General features: G+C 39.1%; 17 protein-coding genes. 10 read left to right on the forward strand and 7 right to left on the reverse strand.

Translation table 11 applies throughout. The annotated features are described in order from the left end of the window. Window positions 1–49: 49 nt before the first annotated feature. The gene (gene pelA, locus LV92_RS02735; RefSeq protein WP_111622333.1) at window positions 50–1,165 is read right to left on the reverse strand and encodes a pectate lyase; all 1,116 of its coding nucleotides are present in this window, start codon (window positions 1,163–1,165) and stop codon (window positions 50–52) included. A 374-nt stretch (window positions 1,166–1,539) separates the two neighbouring features. Here pelA and LV92_RS02740 point away from each other — a divergent pair, with 374 nt between their 5' ends. The 3 genes from LV92_RS02740 to LV92_RS02750 all read left to right on the forward strand — a co-directional run bounded on the left by LV92_RS02740 (window position 1,540) and on the right by LV92_RS02750 (window position 4,879). Then, window positions 1,540–2,385, forward strand: coding sequence for a helix-turn-helix domain-containing protein (locus LV92_RS02740; RefSeq protein WP_111622097.1), 846 nt, complete (start codon window positions 1,540–1,542; stop codon window positions 2,383–2,385). Window positions 2,386–3,215: 830 nt separating this feature from the next. After that, complete coding sequence (locus LV92_RS02745) at window positions 3,216–4,037, forward strand: sensor histidine kinase (RefSeq protein ID WP_170126269.1); 822 nt, start codon at window positions 3,216–3,218, stop codon at window positions 4,035–4,037. Between the two features lie 119 nt (window positions 4,038–4,156). Continuing rightward, the gene (locus LV92_RS02750; protein WP_111622099.1) at window positions 4,157–4,879 is read left to right on the forward strand and encodes a LytR/AlgR family response regulator transcription factor; all 723 of its coding nucleotides are present in this window, start codon (window positions 4,157–4,159) and stop codon (window positions 4,877–4,879) included. A gap of 77 nt (window positions 4,880–4,956) precedes the next feature. Here the strand turns inward: LV92_RS02750 and LV92_RS02755 are convergent, their stop codons facing one another. Further along, window positions 4,957–6,333, reverse strand: a complete 1,377-nt coding sequence (locus LV92_RS02755; protein ID WP_111622100.1) for a vanadium-dependent haloperoxidase — start codon at window positions 6,331–6,333, stop codon at window positions 4,957–4,959. A gap of 764 nt (window positions 6,334–7,097) precedes the next feature. On the opposite strand from LV92_RS02755, the gene LV92_RS02760 reads away from it, so the two are divergent. From LV92_RS02760 to LV92_RS02780, 5 genes are all read left to right on the forward strand, one after another. Beyond that, window positions 7,098–8,324, forward strand: coding sequence for a hypothetical protein (locus LV92_RS02760; RefSeq protein WP_146613496.1), 1,227 nt, complete (start codon window positions 7,098–7,100; stop codon window positions 8,322–8,324). 68 nt (window positions 8,325–8,392) lie between these two features. After that, window positions 8,393–8,773, forward strand: a complete 381-nt coding sequence (locus tag LV92_RS02765; RefSeq protein WP_111622102.1) for a hypothetical protein — start codon at window positions 8,393–8,395, stop codon at window positions 8,771–8,773. Between the two features lie 239 nt (window positions 8,774–9,012). Next, entirely contained in the window at window positions 9,013–9,606 is a 594-nt protein-coding gene (locus LV92_RS02770; protein ID WP_111622103.1) for an RNA polymerase sigma factor, read from the forward strand. Then, entirely contained in the window at window positions 9,599–10,348 is a 750-nt protein-coding gene (locus LV92_RS02775; protein WP_111622104.1) for a tetratricopeptide repeat protein, read from the forward strand. The genes LV92_RS02770 and LV92_RS02775 overlap by 8 nt, the downstream gene beginning before the upstream one ends. After that, complete coding sequence (locus LV92_RS02780; protein ID WP_111622105.1) at window positions 10,345–13,593, forward strand: CHAT domain-containing protein; 3,249 nt, start codon at window positions 10,345–10,347, stop codon at window positions 13,591–13,593. The genes LV92_RS02775 and LV92_RS02780 overlap by 4 nt, the downstream gene beginning before the upstream one ends. A 26-nt stretch (window positions 13,594–13,619) precedes the next feature. Here LV92_RS02780 and LV92_RS02785 read toward each other — a convergent pair whose 3' ends face one another. Together LV92_RS02785 and LV92_RS02790 are read right to left on the reverse strand one after the other, a co-directional pair. Next, window positions 13,620–14,393 carry a hypothetical protein gene (locus tag LV92_RS02785; protein WP_111622106.1) on the reverse strand — a complete coding sequence of 258 codons (774 nt, stop codon included), beginning with the start codon at window positions 14,391–14,393 and terminating at the stop codon, window positions 13,620–13,622. Between the two features lie 147 nt (window positions 14,394–14,540). Beyond that, the gene (locus LV92_RS02790) at window positions 14,541–15,452 is read right to left on the reverse strand and encodes a YihY/virulence factor BrkB family protein (protein ID WP_111622107.1); all 912 of its coding nucleotides are present in this window, start codon (window positions 15,450–15,452) and stop codon (window positions 14,541–14,543) included. Between the two features lie 503 nt (window positions 15,453–15,955). Here LV92_RS02790 and LV92_RS02795 point away from each other — a divergent pair. Further along, a complete protein-coding gene (locus LV92_RS02795) occupies window positions 15,956–16,123 on the forward strand; it encodes a lmo0937 family membrane protein (RefSeq protein ID WP_111622108.1) in 168 nt (55 codons plus the stop codon). Between the two features lie 290 nt (window positions 16,124–16,413). Beyond that, window positions 16,414–17,436 (forward strand): AI-2E family transporter, encoded by a 1,023-nt coding sequence (locus tag LV92_RS02800; protein WP_111622109.1) that lies wholly within the window; start codon window positions 16,414–16,416, stop codon window positions 17,434–17,436. Window positions 17,437–17,696: 260 nt separating this feature from the next. Here LV92_RS02800 and LV92_RS02805 read toward each other — a convergent pair whose 3' ends face one another. The 3 genes from LV92_RS02805 to LV92_RS02815 form a co-directional block, all read right to left on the reverse strand. Continuing rightward, complete coding sequence (locus LV92_RS02805) at window positions 17,697–17,882, reverse strand: CsbD family protein (protein ID WP_111622110.1); 186 nt, start codon at window positions 17,880–17,882, stop codon at window positions 17,697–17,699. 180 nt (window positions 17,883–18,062) lie between these two features. Further along, complete coding sequence (gene tamL / locus LV92_RS02810) at window positions 18,063–20,417, reverse strand: translocation and assembly module lipoprotein TamL (protein ID WP_111622111.1); 2,355 nt, start codon at window positions 20,415–20,417, stop codon at window positions 18,063–18,065. Continuing rightward, window positions 20,383–25,371, reverse strand: coding sequence for a translocation/assembly module TamB domain-containing protein (locus tag LV92_RS02815; protein WP_170126270.1), 4,989 nt, complete (start codon window positions 25,369–25,371; stop codon window positions 20,383–20,385). Before LV92_RS02815 ends, tamL begins: the two co-directional genes overlap by 35 nt. Window positions 25,372–25,392: the final 21 nt, after the last annotated feature.

The raw sequence follows: 25,392 nt of genomic DNA on the forward strand, positions 1-25,392 counted from the left end.
CAATTATGGATTAATTGTTATCCTAAAATTCTTCAAAGGTTAGGCATGTTTATTTATTTCTTGATAGATTTATGTTTGCCAACCATTCCGGGTATTTTTTTAGTACCTTTTCCGGTGCATTTGTGTACCAACTATAACCGTTCCTTCTATTGTCGCTTATGTCTGCGAGCGAGTTTCTTTTGACACCATCCCGACTACAGAAATATATAGTGCTGGTTTCTAAATCATAAAAGCGTCCCCATAAGGTGGGTGCATTTTTATCTTCCACAACAATTCTATTCTTTCCTCCGTCCTTGTTGATTTCCGTCTCTATTTTTATACCCTCAATTCGGTTGTTTTCAAACCATTGTACAGCCCCGTTTACAGAAGTAACAATTTCTTTGGAAGGATTATCTATGTCCATCAATAATAGTACAATCCCCACGGATTCTGAACCGCTAAACGAAGGAAGTTCGTAACTACGGGCCTTTGCAGGGGCCAGTGTCACTGAATCATGCTGGGCACACCAGACCGCTGGTTTGCCTTTGTATTTTATTTGTGTATCAAGAAAACATTGAATGCCCTTATCGTAAGCCTTTTTGGCTTTTTCCCTTGTGTTGGCACTTAATTGCAGTGATGCGTATTCTTTATTATCCGAACTAATCCCTTTTAGGAATTTCATAATATTGACCATGGCATCGTCGTTATAAGTGATATGGCCAGAATAAGCTACACTCCCTTGGCGAACTGGAAAAAATTGTGGCCATCCGCCATTTTCGTATTGTGCCTCAAAGATGTAATTGAGTCCCTTTTCAAAAGCTTTTTTGTAGTGATTATCCTGAATTTGTGAATGCATTTTAGCCAAGAACCTAAGTTCTGTTATGGTGGCTCCATTATCGAAAGTTGCTCCAATTTCAGCCTTGTTATTTTTATAATGGGATTTCTCTGCCTCAGAAAATGGATGATGGTAGTCTTTGTTTTTCTCCCATCCTCCGATCTCTTTTTGACTGAGTATTACATTTTCTGCAACCAATTGCGCTTCGTTAGACCCATACCACTCTAGAGGCATGTCTGTGGCAACATTCCCCCATCCCATACTGAGATGGTCAGTGGTTTTGTTTTGAGTGAAACCCACAATTGTGATTAAGGTCATTACTGCTATTGTAATAAATTTAATTAGTTCCATGTTTTTATTTTTTGAAAATGATTTGAATTTCTGTCTATATCCATTGGACAGATAACTCTGATTTATTTTTTTATGAATTCGGCAATATGTCATCTAATTCTACCACTCGATTGAGTCGGTTATAACCTAATTCTTAGTTTCGAAATGAATCGAAGGCGTTAATGCCAACTACCTACCTGGCAACCTCCAGTCCATTTTTCATATTTGTAAGTGCAAATAACCCAGTTGTACTCCTGTTTGGAGTGGGTTAAGGTAACATTCACTTACAAGGTGAAAATTAAAATAATCGGATACCCCTATTTCAAAATGCTAAGATATGCTCGTAATTATACACATACTTCCTATATTTGAATAAATACCTATCACTTTCCTATATGTTAAAGCATTTCGATGAAAAAAGAGAAGATTTAGCCCCCTATGGTCTTACCTGTGAAGTTTGGCGGCCCAATGTAATGAGAAGGGCAGATAGGCATAATGAAATAGAAATTAATTATTTACCGGAAGGATCTATCACTTATTTGATCCATGACAAAAAAATACATGTGGAAAAGGGCAGTTTTGTTGTTTTCTGGGCATTGTTGCCACATCAAATTGTTGATTATGAAGGTGATGCGCCATACTTCGTAATTACTATACCCTTTGGATTGATATCTCAATGGAATATGTCCAAATCATTTTTGGACCTACTATTTAAGGGACGGATACAAATGTTTGAAACGGTGCAGAACCTCCATATAACAACGGCCTTGTTTAAACAATGGGTACTTGACTTGGAAAGCAAATTACCCTATCTAAATGAGGTTTGTGCCCTTGAAATTCAGGCCTACCTAAAGCGATTGATGTTTCAAAAATCGAATAATGACGAAATAGAGCTTAAGATGGAACTGCCGCCAATGAACCTCGTAGAGCAAATGGCCATATTTATTGCCCAAAATTTTACAAAACCAATTAAAGTCACTGATGTTTCACGCGCTGTGGGAATTCATTCCGATTATGCCAATGCTATTTTTAAAAAGGCCTTTGATGTATCGCTCTCCCATTACCTTATTCAGCAACGGGTATTATACGTACAAAGAAAACTAACCATCACTATGGACCCAATTACTTACATTGCCTATGAAGCTGGTTTTAATTCCATTAGTAGATTTAATGCCAGTTTTCTGAAATTCGTGGGTATGACACCAAGGGAGTACCGAAAAATAATCCAGACGGACATATAATACGAAGGTTTTATAGACCATATTACTCTAGAGGGGTAAATATCCCAAGACTTGCCTATTTAATACATTGTTAGAGCTTGTAAACGGGAGCCTTTAAAGTTATTGAACATCATCCCCAGAAACAAGAGTCTCTTTAAATGTTGAGTTTTGTCCCTGAATAAAATCTCTTAATTTACTTTCCCTAATAAGAAATCCTCCGCTACTTAATATGATTTGGGAGTTGTACTAGTCAAAACCATTTTTTGCCAAGTTTGTTCCAATTGGTCCAACGGCACTTCCATTGGCAATGTCCTCCTTGGAGAAGGAAACAATGCCAAAAGCCATAAAACCAAGGACTCTAACTAATAAAATAGACTTTGTTTTCTTGAAACATTTAAAAATAATTCAAAGATTAGGGTCAATTTACTAGGTAGGTAGAAGGTGCCATTTGTAGGACAGAGGAACAGTTTCCATTGAATAATGGATAGACCGCTCAATATTATCTTCTATCTACGAAAGTTCGTTGTTCATCATCAAATTTCTCCATATGGAGTAGATTGTTTAACTTTAATAGAGACTTTATGTAAACGGAACTAATGGGCACCCTGCGTCGATTCCAAGCTTCCATCAGTCTGAAAACAATCGGGCTGCACCTTGCTTTTTGGGCTTTGATCGTAACCTATTTTGCGTGGGGTTTTGGCCTCAATGTAAATCCAAAAAAATCTTTTATAAACTCCCTGTATTTTTTGCCGGGGCATATTATTATGGTGTATTCCCTGCTCTACTTTTTGGTCCCCAGATATTTGCTGAAAAGCAAGTTTTTACATTTTTTTATTGGGCTATCAATTGTAATGTCGTTCTGCATACTCTATACTATTTTGGCGCAATTACAATTGTCATCCAATATTGACGATTTTAAGGGCATTACCTTTACCGTGGGCAGGAATGTATTGCCTTTTCTACATGTTGGGGGGATAGCTCTATCTATTAAGTTATTAAAATACTGGTATTTGCAAAGAAAGAGGACTATTGAGGCCGAACAACAGAAAACGGTAGCTGAATTAAAACTGTTGAAGGCGCAGTTGCATCCCCATTTTTTATTCAATACGCTTAATAATTTGTATTCACATACGTTGGAGGCGTCGCCGAGATCCCCTGAAATAGTGTTGAAACTTTCCGGGCTCCTGCGGTTTATGATCTATGATAGCAACGTTCCAAAAATCTCCTTGGTGAAGGAGATCGAATTGTTGCAAAACTATATATCTCTAGAAAAGTTGCGTTACGGTGATAGGTTGGATTTATCCATATCCATTACCGGTGACATTGGGCGATTTCAGATTGCACCATTACTATTACTTCCTTTTTTGGAAAACACCTTTAAGCATGGAACCAGTAGACAGTTAGAAACTAGTTGGATAAGTTTTCATCTTTCTATGCAGGGTTCCACCATGTACTTCAAATTGGTGAACAGTGTAGATGCCGATGAGGCAAAAACCAGAATTGGGGGAATGGGCCTTCAAAATGTAAGGCAAAGGCTGGAACTTTTATATAAACAGAACCACACTTTGGAAACGGTGATGTTGGACGAAGTTTTTGTGGTAAGCCTTGAAATCAATTTGGAGGAATTGGAGAAACAATATGAGGACGAGTTGGTTTTAAGCATATCAAATTAATCTGGATTTTGATATGTTCCGATCCAATTTTAGAAAGCAATCCAACAAAAATTTAAAGTACTAGCGCAGCTGGAATTTGGGAATATCTCTTGTCGTAAGAAACCATTAACCATTGACAGATGAAATATAATTGTATAATTGTGGATGATGAGCCCCATGCGATCAAGATCCTTGAAAGTTACATAAGGTCTTTGGATCAACTAAAGATTGTAGGAACTTGCAGCAATGCATTTAGAGCAATCAATATTTTGAACAATGAAAAGGTAGACCTAATATTTCTTGATATTAATATGCCAAAATTGTTGGGCACGCAATTATTGAAGACACTTCAATATCCTCCTAAGGTTATTTTTACTACGGCCCATAAAGATTATGCCATTGAGGCATTTGAACTGGATGCCATTGATTATCTGTTAAAACCAATTTCCTTTGAACGGTTCTTAAAGGCTGTGAATAAGTTTTGCCATACAACAACTGTTGAGGTGGCTCCTGCCAATCAGGGGCCGGGCTTCTTGTATTTTAGGGCAGAACGGAAAATGGTGAAAGTATTTTTAGAGGATATTTTTTACATAGAAAGTTATAAGGATTATATAATTATCCATAAAGAAACGGATGTGGTCAAGGTAAAGCTGTCGATCAGTGCTGTTGAAAAAATGTTGCCACAGAATTTATTTTTGCGGATCCATCGTTCCTTTCTGGTGGCTATCCATCGAGTAACGGCTTATACGAAATACGATGTTGAAATTGGGAAAATTGAACTACCCATTGGTAGAAGCTTTTCCTCCGTAATCCAAAAGTTGACGGATAATACATCAATTATTGCTAACCTGGATAGTCCATAGATAATGGGCTAAAAAACCAAGATCCAGTTTTACTGCTAAAACTGGATCTTATTAAGTTCAATATTCCGATGTGGATTTTAAGGTAGTTCCCTCAAATTGTTTTCAAATACAAATTTTGACAATTGCCTTCCCATTTTTTTACCTTCGATTATATCTTGTCGAAAATGATAGCCTATATATATCCTGGAAAGTGAAATTTCATCTGCAAGTTGAGAAAAACTTTTATAGCTTCTTTTTGTTCCGGGCAGACTAATACTTTCAATGGTAAATGATTTTTTGTCTTTCCCGAAGAACAATTTGAACAGCTCTGCAGCAGCTCCTCCGTTGGCAGCGTGGGAGGAAGGATAGGAAGGTGTTGGTGGTGTTACTCTTACCTCGGGCCGTTGAGGTATATTCCAGTTGCTGTCCCCGGCCGTATTATTATTTCCATCGTTCTCTCCTTCTCTAATCGCAGTTATGGGTCTCCAGCTATTGTAGTAATATTTGGCCTCAAAAATGCTTATATGTGCATCGGCTTGAACCATATGGGTAAGAGCTAGAAGTCTGGCAGTCTCGAATCCGTTAAGTTTATCCTCGACTGCGAATAATCTGGCTATACGGTTCATGGCACTTGGAGAATTTTCAATAAAGAAGGCTCCTAGGTCCAATTGCTCCTGGGTTCGATCAGGGCAATCGTTGCACCCCAATAGCTTAACTTCTTCATAGTCGGATGCGTATTCCGGTGAATTGATTGGATATGGTGGACCAGGTCTAAACTGTTTCCCCGAAGTTATGCCAAATGGCTCAACATTTCCCCAATCTGGAGCATAAACGGCATTTGCTGGCCAAATGGGAAGATTGGCTATTGTCCATGGCATATAGGATCTATATTCACCCGGCAGTGTCCCTTGAGTGGAAGCCGTAAACATGGGCCTTAAATCTTTTTGCCTTTTTTCCAAAATAGCGGCTGCTGCCTCTTCACCAATCTTAATTCCTTTTTCTTTAAATTCCGAGTCTTCGATTTTCGAGAGGCATTCAACTAAGAGATCATCGGCATTTAACTTCCAACCTGGAGCCACAATGACTAGTACGTCATGTGCAGCCTGGGCCACTGCCGCGTCCGCGATTTGTACTATTTTTTTCTTTGGGATATCTTTAGGATTCACCAGACTATTATCTAGGGCGTAGGGTTCATACTTAGGAACAATATTATTCAATGCGTCGTGTATGGCCAATGTTACCATGGCATATGCTCTTGATTCTGGAGGAGGTGGACTTAAATTATCAATGGCCAAACCAATGGCATTGTCCCATTTCAATACCATTTCATTGTTATATGATTTAATCATTCCATTATACATTAATTTCCTGTCGGAAACAAGAATTGGATCTTCTTCAAAATTGTTCGTTTCGCAAGCAACGATTGCGAGAAACAACATTACAATGTGCCCAAAAAGCTTAACATTTTTTTTCATGACAGTATATTTTTAGGATTTCATGCTAAAAATATTGCATTCCACGTTTCAGAAATTTTTGTTATGATGTATAACCTATTTTATGGTAAGAAGGAAGTGTTTTGATCGACAAACGGAATCGATAATTCCATCTAAAAACATTCCGATTTTAATATTGGTCACCTAGCGTTTCATTCATTTCATCATGGAAACCCAATAACAACACCTCCATGTTCCTGAAACATTACCCAATGACAAAAAGATTAGTCTAAGGAAAGTTATACGTCTTTTGATAAACTGCCTGGCATGTGGCGAGGTTCTCCGATAATTATACAGTAGGAATCAATAGTAGTAATAAGTCGTTTCTACGATATTTTGTGGAATTGGATATAATTCATACTGAATGGACTCATCTGTAGAATATTCCTATGCAAACTTGTTAAGCAATTTGGGCCGGTTATCTTTTTGCGACCGGCCCAATTTCAAAGAAACAATAGGGTAGTGTTAAAGGCATTGTCGTTTTAAGAATCGTTCTTGGCTATGGCTATGGAGCTGGAGTCGTCACGGTTATAATCGTTATTTTCCCTGTTATCATTACGGTTTGTAATGTAGTCCCATGTGTTGGTTTTGTTTTTCTTTCGTATGAAGTGTTACTATGTGAAATGAAAGCAAAAAAAATGGTGTAGAGTGAGGTCTATAATGGAAAGTTAAATTAAGAATACAAAATTGATGACAATTTCATAATAACACGATAGTAAGGTGTAACACCTAAAAAACACCATATCATGAAAAAGTTTCATTTGCCCGCAGCATTATTTTTTACTCTCATATTCTTTTCTTGTTTGGGACCAAAAACTGAAAACAATAATTTTAGTACCGATTCCGACTTCAGTTCCGGATCTGATTCAGGAACTGGGATTGCTTCCTTTTTTGGGAACGATTCAAAGTCCTATGAATATAAGGATCCAAAATCGGGTTTTGTGGTTTCTAAGATAGATTATCCTAGCGACTGGAAAGTTGTTTACAAGCCTGAATATGATGTAGACCCCTTAATTCCCTTTTTCCTTTACCAGATTCAGGGGCCATCCAACACCGAGATTTTTAATACACCGTTAAAAATGTTCTACGCTTCTCCCAATCCACAAATAGAACAAAATATGCGCAACTCTGGTATGCAAAACGTGCGATCATTGGTATCCCTTGAAGAAATACTTGATAAAGAAATAAGGCCCATGATGACAACTAAAGGGTTTTCCTTTGAGAGGCAGAAGCCTTTACCTGAATTAGATCGTTTTTTTGCCCAAAAAGTCCATGAGTCTGCCCCACAGGCAGCAACAAAAGTTCTTACTACGGAATGGAAGGGAGCCAATAATCAAAAGGGTCTTGTTATTATATCCTACGTTCAAATGCAACAACCACTTTTCACTGGAGATGTGGCCAATATTTGGCTGTATACGACTGACTTCCTAATAGCAGATAATGAACGTTTTGGGGAGGTAATTGAAACCTTTGTAAACGCTAACATTCAAGCCAAGGAAAATTCTGAATGGAAGAACCATGTGGCAAGCATTAACAATAAAAGGCAGATGGAAAACAGAAGGCAGCGCCAATTGCAAATCGAAAATATGGACAATGCTACTAGGGCAATGGCTCAGACACATCAATATAAAATGAGGGATAGACAGGCAAGTTTTGATGCCCATCAAAAACGAATGGCAGATATGTCAGCAGCACGGGACGCTAGTCATGCGAATTTTATGAACAACAATTTTGGAAGTAATTCATCTTCAAGTTCCTATTCTGGCGGAGGTCAGCAAAGTTTTTTAAATATGATCAGCGAAGAGGAAACTGTTGCCCATCCCAACGGAAATACTTATCAAGTAGAAGCAGGTGCCAAAGAATATTGGATGGATGACAGCGGCAACTATATAAAAAGCAACGATTTGTTTTACGACCCCAATGCCGGCCTTGACAACAATACAGAATGGACGAAAGTCATGGATGATTATTGAACATTTTGCTGGAGTGATGACATTTTTAATTTCTATCGATATTCTTAAAATAATTAAACTAAATTCTTATGAAAACTACATTTAAAATTATTGCAATGTTTATGACTTTACTGGTCGTTGGTTGTTCCAGTGGCAGTGATGAGGACGAAACTGAAATTGACCTTTACGGAAATTGGTTCGGAGTCTATGATGGCGACGATTCAGGAACATTCGGTGTATATATTTATCCGGATGGTAAGGTTACTGGTTCTGCTACTTCATTCAATTTGCAGGGCACATTTTCTATAAATGGAAACACTGCGACCTCGGGAAAAATTACTGCCGTTATTGAAACAACAGGTGATGGCAGAAGTTTTACCGGTCAATTCTCTTCTGATTCGGGTTCAGGAACATGGAAAAGTGATCAGGAAGGGACCTCTGGCACTTGGCATACGACTAAAAAAGAATGAATCCTTAAGGACATTAACGGTTCTATTGTTTTCAATTTAGTTATATAGCAGATAATTAATCAAGAAGAAAACCACAAGGAAGGTGAATTACCATCCCTGTGGTTTTAATGAAAAAACTGAATTATAGTAATCAAATACCAAAATAAAACTCTTTAGAGCTATGAATTAGATCGTTTTAGCCCAATTTATGCGGATGAATGGTTAAAATCTGTAAATTAACAGTGCTTTTTTAGCCAGCAATGAACCAGACCAAAACCAATCCATTCCTCGCCCGAACACAAGAAGAAACCTTCACTGGCGTAATTCAAAACAACGACCTTGTTCTGAGATCGCTGTATGAAGGGGTATATCCGAAAGTAAGGCATTACATTTTACAGAATAATGGTTCGGATGATCAGGCCAAGGACACGTTCCAAGAAGCTTTTGTAACCACTTGGAAGAATGTTAAGGATGGAAAACTTAAGAAAGATAATGGACTAAACGTAGAAGCATACCTCTTTACTGTCGCAAAAAACAAATGGTTGGATTATTTGCGTTCTTCAAGGTATAAAAAAACGACAAGGGTTGACAAAGTAATTCATTTGCGGCCAGATGTGGAGGAGGAGGAAAGTGAACCTGATCAAGGTCAGGATGAAATGATGGCTATGCAAAGGGCCTTTAAGCAATTGGGTGAAAAATGTAAAATGGTGTTGAAACTGTTCTATTTTGAGAGAAAATCGATGGACGAAATTTCAAGTGAATTACAGATAACTTCGGCCTCGGTTCGAAATCAGAAGTACCGATGCATGGAAAAATTAAGGCTGTTGAGCCTAGAAATCAAAAGCAATGGATAAGTACCCCAAATACATATCACAGGAAAAACAGGAGCTTTTTGAAAGATACCTGCTGAACGAAATGGACAAAGCCGAACAACCCGCTTTCTTGGCAAAGTTGGATGCCGATGCTTCCCTTAAGGCTGAATTTAATGAATTCAAGAAACTATTTTCCGCCGTGGAAGAGGCAAGTTTACACGAAAAGATGAACGAGTACCATAAAACTTTTGAAACTTATTCTTCTAAAGAGGCAACATCAAAAAAACGGTTTCCTTTCCGAATCAATTATGGTATCGCAGCCTCGGTCATTTTGTTACTTTCACTAGGGGGTATCTGGTATTTTAATGCCGGGAACAAAACTGAAAAACTCTTTGACGAATTCTATTCGCCTGATCCAGGACTGCCCACCGTGATGGGCGATACAAACAATTATGACTTTTATGAGGCCATGGTAGCATATAAACATGGGGATTATGACCAGGCCATTGAAAAATGGAAAAAATTATTGGTAACAAAACAACAGAACGATACCCTCAATTATTTTCTGGCCTCCGCACAAATGGCCATAGGTGATGAGAAGGCGGCCAATGCAGGTTTCTTAAAGGTCATTGCCAATAAGGGATCTGTTTTCGAAGATGATGCCTATTTCTATTTGGGATTGGAGGCACTTAACCGGGGAGCCATCCCGGAAGCCAAAAGTCTTTTGGAGCTGTCCAAAAAAGAAGCCAGTAAGGAGCTTTTAAACCAATTGCGCAAAAAATGATACAACGGCTATCCTTTTCCTTGGTCTTGGCCCTGTTTGTTTTCGTCACAAATCAAACTGTTACGGCCCAGGCAAAAGGGGAGGCAATTGCTCGAATTAACGGTTATATTTATTCGGACAGTATTGCACAGGCCTCAGCATTGTTGACGGAATCGATTAATACATCCCTTGCGGACGCAGATTTCGAAACCGCAGCGTCCTTTGTATATCCTCAAGGTAAAATTGAATTGTTGGGCAACAGTGCCACGGAGTTTACCAAAGCCATAGCCCTGTACCATCGCGTACAAAAATCAAATTCTCGAGAGGCAGAATATAAGGCCAGTATTGGAATGGCGTTATTGTACAACGATCAGGGACGGGCCCAAATGGCCTATCATTTTGCCAAAAGTGCAAATAAATTGGCAAAAAGGCTCAAGGATGTTCAAATGCTACTGGAATCTGAATTCTATCTCAGTGAATTTGGAATGAAACGGGGAGATTTCAACCTTTTGGCAGATCACAATAACAATTCATTGCAGATTCTAAAGGCAAACCCGAAAATTGCTTTTGCCTTAGCTCCTAGAGTTTATAATTACAAGGCCTCCATCATGCATTTTACTTCAAAAGAAGATAGTGCCAACTATTATTTTAAGAAGGCCATTGATGCCTTGAAGGAATTGGAAAAGAATCCGGAGACAGAATATTACCTGCCAGCAACTATTTATGGGAACTGGGTCATGGTAAAACAATCTTCGGGAGATTATGCCAAGGCAATGGAGCTTTCACTTGAAAGCGTCCGAAAGTTCCATTCATTTTTGGCCAATACCAATAACCATCCACTTACTTCTAGGGTTCATGGTAATCTATCCATTACCTACAGAAATATAGGAAGTTTATATAATGACATGGGCGACAAACAAAAGGCCAAGCAATTTGCCGGCATAGGGTATAAACATGCAAAGGCCAATTTTTTACCCAATACGGTAAGTTATTTCACTGCTATGTTGATGATGGCGGAGGCCCATGTTTACACCTCTGAGCCAGAATCAGCTAAAATATATTTGGAAGAGGCGGAGGCCTCTTTAAAAACAATAGCAGGGAACAATTACCTTTGGCATGCCCAGTTTGAATCGGTTTACGGAGATTACTACGTAAAGCTCAAAGAGTACCAAAAGGCCATATCGTACTATCAAAAAGCCTTTGATAATTACGACTTAAGTCACCCCGATGGGTATGACCAAAATCAATTATACAATTTAATGAATTTGGCGAAGGCCTATGCAAATAACGGTGAGTCCGAATTGGCCATAGAGACGGTATTGAAGGTCTATGAACACAATAAACGGGAATATGGGGAATTTGGGTTTTTGACGAATGAAGCCCTACTTTCTTTGGCTCAAGTGGCGTTTATCAACAAGGATTACCAAATGTCCTTGGCCTATACTCAAAAAAGCCTTGATCTTTATAAAAATAAAGAAGCGGCGGATAAGCTGAATAAACTTTATTTTGAAGGAAACAGGTCTTGGGTTATTTTACTTCATGTTAAATCGCAATATGAATTGTTAAGTGATAAGTCCGAAGCCTCTTTAAAACCTTTGGTTCTTGAATTGGATGAAGCCATCCAAGTATTGGAAGAACGAAAATCATTTGTTGTCCACAATGACGAAATCAGTGATTTGATAGCCAGTAATACAGAGGTTTTCGACTTTGCAAAGAAATTGAACTTGGAGATTTATAGTAAAACCAAAGATTCAAAATATCTGGAAAAGATTTTACAACTTCACGAATCTGCCATCTATAATAGAATCAGAACTCGCCTAAACCTTAAGAATCCTGAAATCTCAAATATTCCAGAAAATGTTAGACTACGAGAGATTGGATTGAAGGAAACAATCAATGAAATATTATTCAGTCCTGAATCCCACAATGGAATTGAAATAAATTCCTATACGGAACAAACGGAAGCCTGGAACCTGTTTTTGGATTCGCTTCGTACTTTCTATCCAGAATATTACAAAATGCGATATGCGTCCATTACAGAGGACATAACCGATCTGCAACAGAAAATTCCACAAGGCTCAACGCTGATACGCTATTTGTTTATTGAAGATCATTTGTATGCATTCATTATTGATGCCCATAACCAGGAACTGATTAAATTGGATTATAATGGAAATTTGGATCAGATTGGGGCATTGAATGACGACAATGCCACAATTGGTCAGGTATCGGATATGGCGATTTCCCTATACAATGCTCTTTGGAAACCGTTTGCGTCTAAGATCAAGACCGAAAAGGTGATTATTTTCCCTGACCGGGAATTGTTCAATTTGAGCTTCGATCTATTAACACCCAACAAAATTGAATCGTATAAAGAATTGGCCGCCCAGGGGCTTTTGGCCAAATATGATATTTCCTATAACTACAGCCTATTAATCCTGAAAAAGGATAGAAAATTACTCGAATTCGAAAACGTTATGGTAGCCTACGCACCCGGTTTTAATTCTAAAATGAAGGCCGAATACCAGATAGCCATTACCGATTCCCTAGAGTTGGACCATACCTACCTGACCCTTTTGCCGCAACCTTTCAGTACTGATCTTGTCACGAAATTCACTAAAAAATTCCATGGCAGTTCATTTTTGAACAAAGATGCCTCTAAAAAGGTGTTTGGTCGCACGGCCAAGGAACACAAGATTATCCACCTGGGCACCCATGCGGAATCAAATAATGTTAGTCCTGAATTGTCGAGATTGATTTTTGCGAAGAATGTTGGGGATTCCATCGATATAAATGATAATTATCTATACACCTATGAAATCTACGACCAAGACCTAAGTTCTAACCTAGCTATCTTAACGGCCTGTGAAACGGGCAAACCTACGTTGCAGGCTGGGGAAGGAATGATTTCCTTGGCCCACGCTTTTAATTATGCCGGAAGCGAGAGTATATTGACTAGTCTTTGGAGTATTGATGAACAGTCCAGCAACCAAATAATTGCCTTATTTTATGAAAATTTGGCCAACGGAATTCATAAGGACAAGGCCTTGCGGACGGCAAAACTTGAGTATCTGTCAACCGCGGAAGGGCGTACAGCTCACCCACAATATTGGGCCGGTCTGGTTCTGATGGGCGAAACGGCACCGCTTCAACTTTCCGGCTCTACAAATTGGATATGGTGGACTATTGGCATTGCAGTAGGTATTTTGGTATTATGGTTGATACTGAAAAATAAAAAAAGCCTTCCAAGAAAGGAAGGCCTTTGAACTAATACTAACCATGCACAACTAAATTACCCCTGTTTTATAGGGACATTGGGGTCATTGTCGTCCGGATCCTCTAGGACGGAGAACCCATCACCGTCCTTATCCTCGGCGCTTCCTCCACTACCAACGTACAGCTGAAAATTAATTGGCAAAAAGGTATCGAATACTTGAGTATCGAATTCGCCAGTAGGTGCTGCGGTAACGGAGATTGTAGAGAAGGTGCTTTCTGCAATATAAGTTGATCGGACCCATACTTGTCCGGTAATATTCCCAAAGCGCAACAAACGGGCAGTAAACGTCATTGGAATGCCTTCAAAGGTAGTATTTGATGTAGTAGTACAAAGAACTTCGGGCGTACCATTAAATCCATAATGGGCGAACATATTGTTGATCTCGTTAGCAATGATGGCCGTTGTGGATACAGTGCCAAAAACTCTGGTGTTCGGCACCCATCTATAGACTACATTATTATCGTTCCGTACAACGTTTACTCCCAGAGTAGCGGTGAGCGGATTGGTAACCTCAAAGGCGTTGAACCCCTGTGGAATGGTAAATCCGAGTAAGGGCAATTGACTATGGACAAATTGTTGTCCGGGATTTTTTAGTAATGGAACCTGTCTTAGGGGTGTTGGCAGGCCATGCGAGAAATCCCAATAAATGGCCGATGCACCTTGCACATTTGTACAAATTTGGGAGTTGGTCGTTTTAAGTGAAGAAGCTGATTCCTCCACTTCATCTTTGCTGCAAGAACTTGCAAGAATAAAAGCTGAAAATAGTACTACAAGTTTAAAAGTTTTCATAATTAGGTGTTTATCTATAGAATCGAAAAAATCTAAAAATGTCATCAAACTGGATATAAATTTTAAGAGTCCATAGATGGGAACCCGACCTAGCAGAAAAGTTTGCTGGCACACCTGTCTTCAAGTTTATTGGTCCCGTTAGAAGGATCAACAAGGGTCCTTGTCCCTAACAGCCCTGCTATTGGGCTTTATACCACGCCCGAACCTTTCCGCATAATTATAGGTGAACTCCGCCCCAAAGAATAGGATAAGACAGGAGTAGGATACCCATAATAGTATTAATACAATAGTACCCGCCGCACCGTAGGTAGACCCAGGTTCTGCCAGTCCGAAATAATAACCCAAGGCCGATTTTCCCAATACAAAAAGGAGAGCGGTTAAAACTGCACCTACCTTTACGGTAGGCCATTTTACCTTGGCATCGGGAAGATATTTGAACATTAGTCCAAATAGAACCGATATAATGGCAATGGAAATCAGAAAATCAATGGTATAGGCAGCATAGAGTAACACATCGGGCAAAACCTCCCGTATAAAATCGTTAAGGATCGATATGGCTGCCGTAACTATAAAACTGATGAGCAATAGAAAACCTATAGCCAGAATAAAGGCAAAACTTAATACACGGTCTAAGATCACTTTTTTTATTTTCGCCTGCGGGTCCGATTTAATTCTCCAAATGGCGTTCAATGAAATTTTTAAGTGATACACTACTCCAGTAGCTGCAAAAAGAAGAATACCGATACCGATAATGGAGGATAAGGTACTTTTTTGTTCGCTCTGTGTTTCCAGGATCATGGCTTGAATGGATGTTGCTGCATCACTGCCCAAGGCCATGGAAAATTCTTCTGTAAGTTTTCCCTGTACTATTTCCGTTCCCCAAACTGCCCCAATAACATTTACTATAATGACCAAAAGGGCTGGGAGGGAGAGTATGGCGTAATAGGCTACCACTGCACTGGACCTAAAAGGGTCGTGGGACAACCATGACTTATACGTGTCAGCGATCAAACTGGGCAAGGCTTTGAAAGAGAATTGTTCGGAATTTTCGTTGTCCATACTGTTTTGTTATTTATTAGTGAAACTCAATTTTGAGAAGTCAGTAAGACGCACTGAAAATTGCAAGTTGAACTAATCCCGCCTTTTTCGGCGGGATCTAGGTTCAATACCTCGACCCTTGGGTCGATTCCTATGATTGGGTGCAGGGCTTGCCCTGAGGTTTAATACCTTTTATTGTAGAAACCCGGAAGGGTAACTTAATCCAAAATCTTTGAATTTCTTGACGTTAATCCATTCAATTTTAATCCAATTTGTCGGGGTCCTTAATTTTAAAAGTAGAAATCTTTAGTAGGCCTAACGTTTAAGGATCTTAAAGAACAATGTTTTCCAGGAAGTGAATGTGCAGTCTGGATTTTGAATACGTGTTGATTGCATTAATAAATTTCGTTATTGAATTAGAGTCAGTTGAATTAAAGGATTAACTTTAGTTTTTTAGCGTGATATAAGTAGTGCTTGCTTATGAAAATACTAAGCATAAATTTTAATTACTAAAACATGAAATTATGAGAAGTATACTTTGGTTGGTCGCAGTTATTTGCATTGTTATTTGGCTCTTGGGCTTTTTTGGGATAGTTGCCGGAATGGGAACCAGTAACTTGATTCATATTCTTTTGGTAATCGCCATCATTGCCGTTCTTTATAATATTATATCGGGACGTAAGCCTCTTTAATATTTTTCAATTAAAATTGCTCTGAAAGCCAAACGCTTATGACTTAAGGTCCCAATTTTTTATCCAATAAAGTTGAAAGGCTAAAGTGGGTACCATTGCGGGGAATTATGCCATTTTGTATTATCGAAATAGCGACATTGGGATTTATTTGTAAATTTACAATGCTGTGGAATTGTTCTATTCCTATGGTTCCTTAAGATATATTCTAAAATTGCCTACTTGTAAATAATAATCACTTAAAATCACTTTCCAACATATATTGACCTGCTATATAATATGGCAATCTTATTATGACACATATCCATCCTAAAATAATTCGACAAATATTTAGTTTATTGCTCATCATTATGTTGGGTGGCCTAATATTTCAGGCGATACTGCCTTATTTTTCTGGTGTTTTGGGAGCCATAACCATTTATGTGCTTTTGCGTACACCCATGACCAAACTTGTAAATAAAGGCTGGCATCCAAATCTGGCGGCTGTTGTTTTACTCATAGGGTCATTTGTTTGTATTTTATTGCCTGTTTCGGGAATTGTCCTTATGCTGAGCAATAAAGTGGAGAGTGCTATTCAAAATTCGGAAAAAGTAATTTCTGCTGTGGAATCCCAACTCGCAACTTTGGAGAGTAAATTCGGATATGATTTTACTTCCCAAATTGATCCCAGTGGGGTGTCTACATGGCTTTCCAACAACCTTCAAGGCCTGGCAGGTGGAACCTTTAATGTTTTTATTGCTGTTGGTATCATGTATTTTATGCTTTTTTATATGCTGACCAATCGTCGGGAATTACAAGAGTCCTTATTTAGGTATATTCCAATTAGCCAGGAAAATCTAAAAATCATCAGCGATGAAATTGGGACTATGGTACGTTCCAACGCTCTGGGAATCCCTTTGGTGGCCCTGGCACAAGGGATAATTGCGCTAATTGGGTTTTTAATATTTGGGGTTCAAGCTCCGTTCTTCTGGGCTGTTATAGTTACCATTGGTTCTATGGTGCCCTTCATTGGGGCGTTGTTAGGGATATTACCTGTATTTATTCTTTCTTTTGCTGAAGGCAACAATTTTCAGGCTTGGGGAGTTCTGCTTTATGGTCTCATCGTTGTGGGGTCTACCGATAATTTGTTCAGGCTCTATGTACTTAAAAAGTTGGATAACGTACACCCCTTAATTACATTGATCGGGGTAATTGTTGGTGTGCCCATTTTTGGATTTATAGGACTGATATTTGGTCCCCTGCTTATTAGTCTTTTCCTGATTATTGTGCGAATGTACAAAAAGGAATACGCTAAGGACAATACGGATAAGCTATAAGTGCTGTTTTAATTAGGTCTTTTTTTAACAGTTAACAACTTTCTTTTCTATTAGCCTTTTTTTTGCGATAGGCCTGTCTGCGGTTGGCAGGGACCGCCCAAATAATTAAACAAAACCTAACCGAAATACAGATTTTCCTAATTTTTAATATTGGCTCTTGCCAAGGTTTAGGTATGATTCATTCCTACTCTTCATAAAAAAACAACCCCTACAAGATTGTAAGGGTTGTTGCAATAAGATTTCAACTTATAAGCTCTACTCTATAGATTGTCGATCTCCTCTTTTAATTGCTCTTTTCTCTTTCCGGTCTTTTCTTGTAACCGGCCTAAGAATTCATCAAACTTACCCTCTGAATAAGTTAGGTCATTGTCGGTAAGATCACCGTATTTTTGTTTGAACTTACCTTTGACTTGTTTCCATTTTCCTTCCAATTGATCACTGTTCATAATATTTTTGTATTTATGGTCTGCAAAAAAAGCAGACGGGTTAATAATTTATCTACAATAAAATTAGACCTAAATACAAATAGAATATAGTTCAAAAGATTCCATTTTTGATCCATTTGCTTGATAATGAAAATTTTATGATTTCTTTAATAGATTAGGTTACTAAATTTTTAAAAAACATTAAAATGGGTATCCGATGGCAAAATTGAAGATGAGATTATTACTGCCCCCATCAAAGAAGGGAATTCTGATGCGTTCTCCTTCGGGCAGGTAGGGAACCTGTAATGGAGAAGAAAAATCGAAACGCAATACAAAACTTTGAATATCAACTCTAAGGCCCACGCCAAGGCCAATACCCAATTCCTTGGCCCAATTGGAGCTAAATTTTCCTTTGGCAAGTAATTCTTCATTGAACTCGATACTCTCTGCCGATGCATCTTCTGAAATCTCTGTTTCATTGGTCAACCAGACGTTGCCGGCATCTGCAAAAATGGCTCCCTTAAAATAGGACCATATTGGAAATCTGTATTCCAGATTAGCTTCCAATTTTAGATTCCCAGACTGGTCGAAAAACGAAGAGGTGCCATCTTCCACAGAATTGAAGGTGCCAGGTCCTAGCGATCTAATATTAAATGCCCTTACACTGTAGGGGCCGCCAGAGAAAAATTGCTTTACAAAGGGAAGCGTGGAGGAGTTTCCATAAGGTATTCCCCATCCACCATAAAGTCTTGCCACTAGAGCCTGTTCTTTGGCCCATTTAATGTAATACCGAAAATCAATATCGGCCTTGGCATATTGGGCATATTCAAGTCCAAAAATAGTTGTCTTTGAACCACTTAGGAGATTTAAGGTATTTCCGGCGATATCCAAACTGGTAGAGACGAAAAATGGCCTTGATTTATTGGGGTCCACCAATTCGTTATAGGTGAAAGTATAATTGAGGCCAGCAATAAACTGCTGTTCAAAACTTTGACTTAGAAACGGATTATTATCCAAAATGGCCAAAAATTCTTCCGTGGTATTGGAAAGATTTACATAATTTACATTAATTGGATTGAGTTCGTGATAAACAAATTTATTGGCATTCCACGTATACCCAAAGGATGTGTTGAACGAGCTTAGGGTATATAATTTGCTTCTTTTCAGAAAATCGGTTCCCAAACTTATTTTGGTTTTGGGTACGGCATATTTAAAACTTCTTGGCGAAAACGGAAGGAGGGAGGGAATTATAAGATCAGCTTTTAAGCCGCCTGCAATACTGCTGAGGCCAGTATTATTTCCTCCTGAAAGCTGGGTCTCATAGGCGAAGTTTCCGGTTATGCCAAAGGTCTCGCCCCCTCTGAATAGATTTCGGTTATTGTAGGTGACGGCTACTCCGGGACCGGCAAAACCATTCGATTTGGTTACGGCCTGGAATTCTGCACGTACCGACCTTTTGGTGAGGGGAGAAAGAAATATATCGGCGGATAAGGATCCCACACTATCGGTAGCCGAAGTATCTTTTTCATTGAACCTAATGTTCACGAATTTATAGGTGCCTAAAGAGGATAGGCGATTACTGGTAAGGCGGGCCGTATTTGAATTATACTTTTGACCTAGCCCAAATAAAATATATGGTTCCAGTTTTTTTGGTTTAAAAAATTCTTCTTTCTGAAAAAAACTCATACCGTTGATCGTTGAGGTGCTGGAGGGGGTAAGGGTATCCGTATCGATAGAAAAGTTGGGAAATACGGAAATAGAATCAATGGTATAGGGAACAAGGGACTTTTTGGGGACGTTTTTTTTAAGTCTCAAAAAAAGATCGAACTTCTTGTTGTCATAGCGATTGGTATCGACTTCAAAAATTAAAAAATCAGGATTAAAATTGTAATATCCCTTTTGCTTTAGTTCTTGGTCTATACGTTCCCTTTCATATTTCATCAGTTCCAGGTCAAAACGTTTTCCTAGCTTTATTTCTGTTTGGGTCAGCGCCTTGGATATATCGTTATAAATTGGCAAAGAATCTTTATCCAACTTAAATTGTTCAAGGGTATAAGGCTGTTGGAGTTCCACTTGGTATCTAAGGGCCGCATGTTTCCGGGTACTGTCCAATTTGGAAGATACTTTGCTGTAAAAAAAGCCACGATTGTCCAAGCGGTTCAGCATTAATTGCTCTATACGTTGTGGATTTACATCGGATAAATATACCGGTTCTTCCCCCCATTTTTTATTGAGCCATCGGTTTAGAAAACCTGGATTTTTCTTCTGGGTTTTGTAATGGAGGTACAAGCCAGGTCTTATCCCCAGGATTTTGGAATTTGGTTCTGGATCAAGAAGAGTATGCAGTTCTTGGGAGATTTTTTTAGTGTTCCCTATATCTTTATTGGATTCAATGTTGATCTTGGAACCCGTATACAAAGCTTCCCCATTTGGGATAAATTTACTTACACCGCAGGAGTATAGACTTGCCGTTAATAGCAGCAAGAGCGCATAGTGATATGTGAAGGATGCCTTCAAAATTCTATTCTTTTTTTTGATCTCCGTTCTCCTTGTCATCTGATGTGCTTGTCTCCTTCAGGGGATTGAATAACTGACTAAACTTATTGAATTCCCTGTTGAAAATCAGGGCTATTCCTGTGACGATCAATTGGCCGTCTATGATGTTTTCGTACTCGTTCTTTCTGAAACCCCTTAACCTATAGCGGCCATCTTGGGTTAGCAAATACTCTAGACTTACGTTACCAATAATAGGGGTTTCATCTTGGCCGGCCTGCGCACTTCCTTCCACATCCACAGCACTTCCTGCGGTTACCACCAACCTATCATCGAACAATTTTTTTTTGGCATTTATGTTCAATTGGGTGCGGTCCTGTGGGCTATCTCCTTGATAATCCGTAAAACTGTCCAGGTCAAAATCGACCTCAAATCCCGATTTACCGAAAACCTTATCGGAAAAGGCGTTTATCTGTCCAGAAAGCACCTTGTTTACATTGTCCCTTGCAATGGCTGCCGTACCTCCCATACTTCCATCACTCCCGGAATCGGGGTAAAACCTATTAAGTGCCAACAAGGAAAAAACCTGTTTGTTCAGCTCGGCTTCTTGTTGGTTCAATTGTTGGACCCTACTGTAAACGGCTCCTCCCAGGGAACCTTGTTCGTCTTCGGGCATATCCAGTCTAAAGGATAGCTTTGGCTGCAACAATTCGCCGTCAACATTAAGGTATACCAAAAAGGGTAGCACTTGGCGGTATTTGTTGGTAACACTTATATCCTCACCGGAAATAACGGATGACATCAGAGGTGATGCCGAAGTTTCCACCTCGTATACAGCGGTTACGTCCAGTTTGGCGTCCGTTGGGTCGCCCTGCCAAACAATGTTGCTTCCGGGATTAATTTCAAACCTTCGCTTTACCAGGTTGTACAGAGAAGTCTCATAATGCCCAGCATTTAGTTCGTACCGGCCTGTAAGATTTGTTGAGCCGTTGGGTTCTATATTCAGATTTAGCGTTGCATTTCCGGAAACTTTAAGGTTATCACCGGTACGTTCATCAATAATGATATTAAAATCCGAATCGTCCGCAATCTCTACAATAACTTTGACATCCATTCCTGAAAAAAAAGCGGGAGTTTGTTCTTGGTCATTTCGGGTCAGAATGGCATCGGGATTTTCACGGTTTACAAAAATAACCACCCCATCTCGCTCCTGTATATCCAACTGTGCTTTGGGGACTACATAGGTAATATCGGTTATTTTACGGACTCGGATTTTGCCTTCTATCACTGGGAGCTTTAAATAGCCTTTGATACTTAAATCCAAATCAAAACTAGACTTGCCATAAAACAGTTCGTTGTCTTCTTTTGTTGAGTTTAGAGCTTGAAATTGTTCTGCACTTAGGCTGAGATCGAATTTTGGGTTAGTTAATTCTTCAGTGCCGATGGAACCGTTCATTTTAAAGTTGCTACCATTGGCGTCGGTGATCTGAAAATTGTCCAAATAAATCCCTTCGTTATCAATTTTAAGGGTTTCATCTGAAATTTTAAAAACAGAATTCAAAGTGGCCACATTAAAATCGACGTCGTGAAAATTAACGGAACCAGAATATATGGGGGAAGACGTTGTCCCTGAAACATCAATATTTCCGGATAGCGTTCCATGGGAATCTTTCAATCCGCCCTGGGAGAATTTCTCTATAAACTGGAGGTCTATTCTATTTAGATCCAGATCCAAATTTAATTGGGCACCAGTTTCTGAGGCGGCGTAATCTCCGTTGAGGTCAATATCTGCGCCCCCACCTTTTAGAGCTAGATTAAAATCGTAGGTACCATTTGTTTTGGAATTGGCATTTAGACTTAGATTGCCAAGCGCATGTTCCAAAATTTCTAAATCGCTTACATTAAAATCGGCCACAATCCCAGTGGCGCCAAAAAGATTTACAATGGTAAAATTACCGTTTGTCAAACCTGATGCCAAAGGCCTATCTGGGTTTAGCATGCCTAGAAAGGTCTGCAATTTAAATTGCTCGAAGGATAGTCTGAGAGGTTTATCCTCTGTTTCGGAAGCTACACTTACAAGGCTCAATTTTTGTGCATTTCTCTCCAATGTTACATTATTGAATTCCAAAAAATTTTCTGAAAAGGATATACGATTGTCCTCTGGAATGGTCCATTCCTTCTTATTAAATATTAACCCCAAGGGATTGATATGGAGCAGGGTGGTATCCCTAGCGAGTGTCATTTCTGATGCAAGGTGCGTTATTTTTTCATTTCCGTCATAAGAACTGAAATCCATTAATAATTGCCTATTGTCCAGCTTACCTTCCAAAGAGGTTCTTCCAAGATCTATGGGATCGGCCAGGAGCTTGGCCAGACCTGCCTTAAAATTGAGATTGCTGGCATCTCCGTTTATAGAAAAGCTTAGACTATCCAGTGCCATGCCCTTATATCTGGCATAGGGTATTTGTAAGGCTGACTCCAAGGTTCTTTTGGCTGCATCAAAATTAGCGTGTGCACTAATGGAGTCCAACTGTTCCAGATCCTTTAAAAATACCTTAGTGATAATGGAATTCGGAATCAATTTTAAATCCATTTTTAATTTTAGGGTATCGGCGGGGGAGGAATGTACTATTGAATCTTGAAAATAATTTTTAAAATATTGTTTTAAGGAAGTGTTTATGCCTTGGGGAGAACCGTTGGAATATAAATTCCCTGTCAGGAAATCACTAATTATGGTGATCTCTGTATTTAGGGTATCTATTTTGGATTTAATTTCCACATCACCCATTTGGTATTGTTGCCCATCATAAACGGCTATTCCATTATTTACCCTAGCATTCAATTTAAAGTCTTTTGGGTTGCCCGTAAAATCGGCTTCCATTTCCAGCCCGGTTTTAATATTTTCGGAGGTAACCCCAAGTCCTTGAAGGTCGGCACCAATTACATTTAGGTGTATGCCATATTTTGAATTAGTGGAATCCAGATCTACGACTGTCTGGGAAGTGAAATTTAGGTTGTTATCCTTAAAATTGAGGTTTATATTGCCTTTTCCGTTGCGGATTTTTCCATTGAGATCCAAATTTGAAAAATCGTAATTTTTGAAGGGAAGTTGATCAAATTTGGAATCCATTTCAGCATTCAAGGTATTCAGGCTGCTGCCACTTCCGGATGCATTTATAGTAAATGCCATAGTGCCCAGTTGATCATTTTTTAGCAACTTGTCTAATTGAAGGTCGTTTACTTGAAGGTTGCCGTTGAAGTTTAGGGTGTCCAAATTGGAATAGTTACCGGTTATTTGGGCACTGCCTTCGGGAATTTTCACAAGGGCCTCTCCTGAGACGTTTTTTAAACTGCCCTTTGCCCGTGCTTCGACCAAAATAGTCTGGGGCAGTGAAATGTTCAGGTCCTTTTCTGTTAAAAATAACTGTAGATCGGTAATTGTGGAGGTAGCTTTGAAAGTCGAAATGTCGAAAGAAAGTGAATCGGGCTCTGTAACCCGTAATAGGTGGCCTTCACTGGTCAAGGCTGAGTTGTTCCAATTTAAATTTAATTTGGATAAGTTCAGATCAGCAAGTGTCCCCTGTATACTTAAGTTTCCAATAATGGGATGTTGTTGGCCAAGGGTAAAGTATTCATTTTCGGCCAGCTCAGGTTGAAAATAGAGGGCGTCCTGAAGTGCTAGTTTTATCTCGTTCAATTTCAGGTCTACCTTTGTGTTCTCCGGGAAATCTATCAGTTTTTGTATTGAAGGATAGTCCAGTTTAAATTCGCCCATTAAGGAACTTGAAGCAGTCTGCATTTTTAATCCGGAAATGGATGCCGAGGTATCATTTAAACTGGCATGCGTGGCCAATTGGTTTAGAGCAAAGCCACTTTTTTCCACGAATGAAAACCGGTCTAACTTTAGGTTGATATTTTCAGGTTGATAATTGAGCTCTTTTGCGTTTATGGTAAGCTTGGATATGGCTATATTATTGGGGTTGAATTGCCCTGCCTCCATTGGAGCGTTGTTTAAACGGTATTGGACCGAATTGTTTTCGAGGGAAATTTTATCTGCTGTTATTACAAAATCTGGCCATGAAAAGTCTGACTTTTTTGTAGTGGTCACTGTAGAATCTGTAACCTCCAGATCATCCTTTTGAAGTTGTAAGGAGAAGTCCGAGTTTTTTAGGGATAGTAATTTTATGTCCACCTCGTTTTTTGCCAGATCGGCTTTGGGGAGATCCAGTTTAAATTCCCCCAATCTTACCGCTGCCATTACATTATCTGGAATGGAATTGTAATCTAATTGGACATTGTTAAAACTAAGTTCGTTGATTACTAAGAAGGGAAGTGTAGTTTCCTGATCGTCCGAGGAGACAAGAGGTTTGCTTTGATTGTATTGGATTTTTGTATCCGATAGAGTTACCTCGTCCAACTCATATTGCATGGTTTCAAGCTCGGTCTTGTTGGCATCCAAATAAAGCGTGCCCAGTGTTAGCTTGGCCTCCAAGCCTGACGCACCATCGTTATAGAATATCTTAAAGTCGGAAAAATCAAGAGTACCTATTTTTAACTTTATAGGTGCTGCATCGGCCTGTTGGGGAATAGTATCGGTTGGCACCAAGGCATCTATAAGAAATTGGTAATTATATTTATCGGTATCAGAATTTCTAGTGATATGTGCGCGTACACCTTCCCACTTTATGGACTTTAAATTCAACTTATTTTGGAATAATAAGGGCCTAAGCGGAACACTTGCCTCCAGTGTTTTGGAATACAATAGGGTATCCCCTTTTTTATCCTCCAGATATAATCCCTTCAAAAAAGCGTTCCCCGAAAAGGTTATAAAAAGTTGGTCTATTTCAACTTTGGTATTGGTCTTATCGGATATGTAATTTGTTGCTTTGTTTACTATAAAATTCTGGCCCCATGGACTCCTAATAATCAACACCAAGACAATAAAAAGCAAGGCAAGTACCAAAACAACCTTGGCGGCCCCCTTAAAAAATCGATATTTTGACTTGGTTGTTTTCATAAATCGTAGACCAAAGATCAT

It is taken from the genome of Arenibacter echinorum (assembly GCF_003259375.1).
GTDB lineage: Bacteria > Bacteroidota > Bacteroidia > Flavobacteriales > Flavobacteriaceae > Arenibacter > Arenibacter echinorum.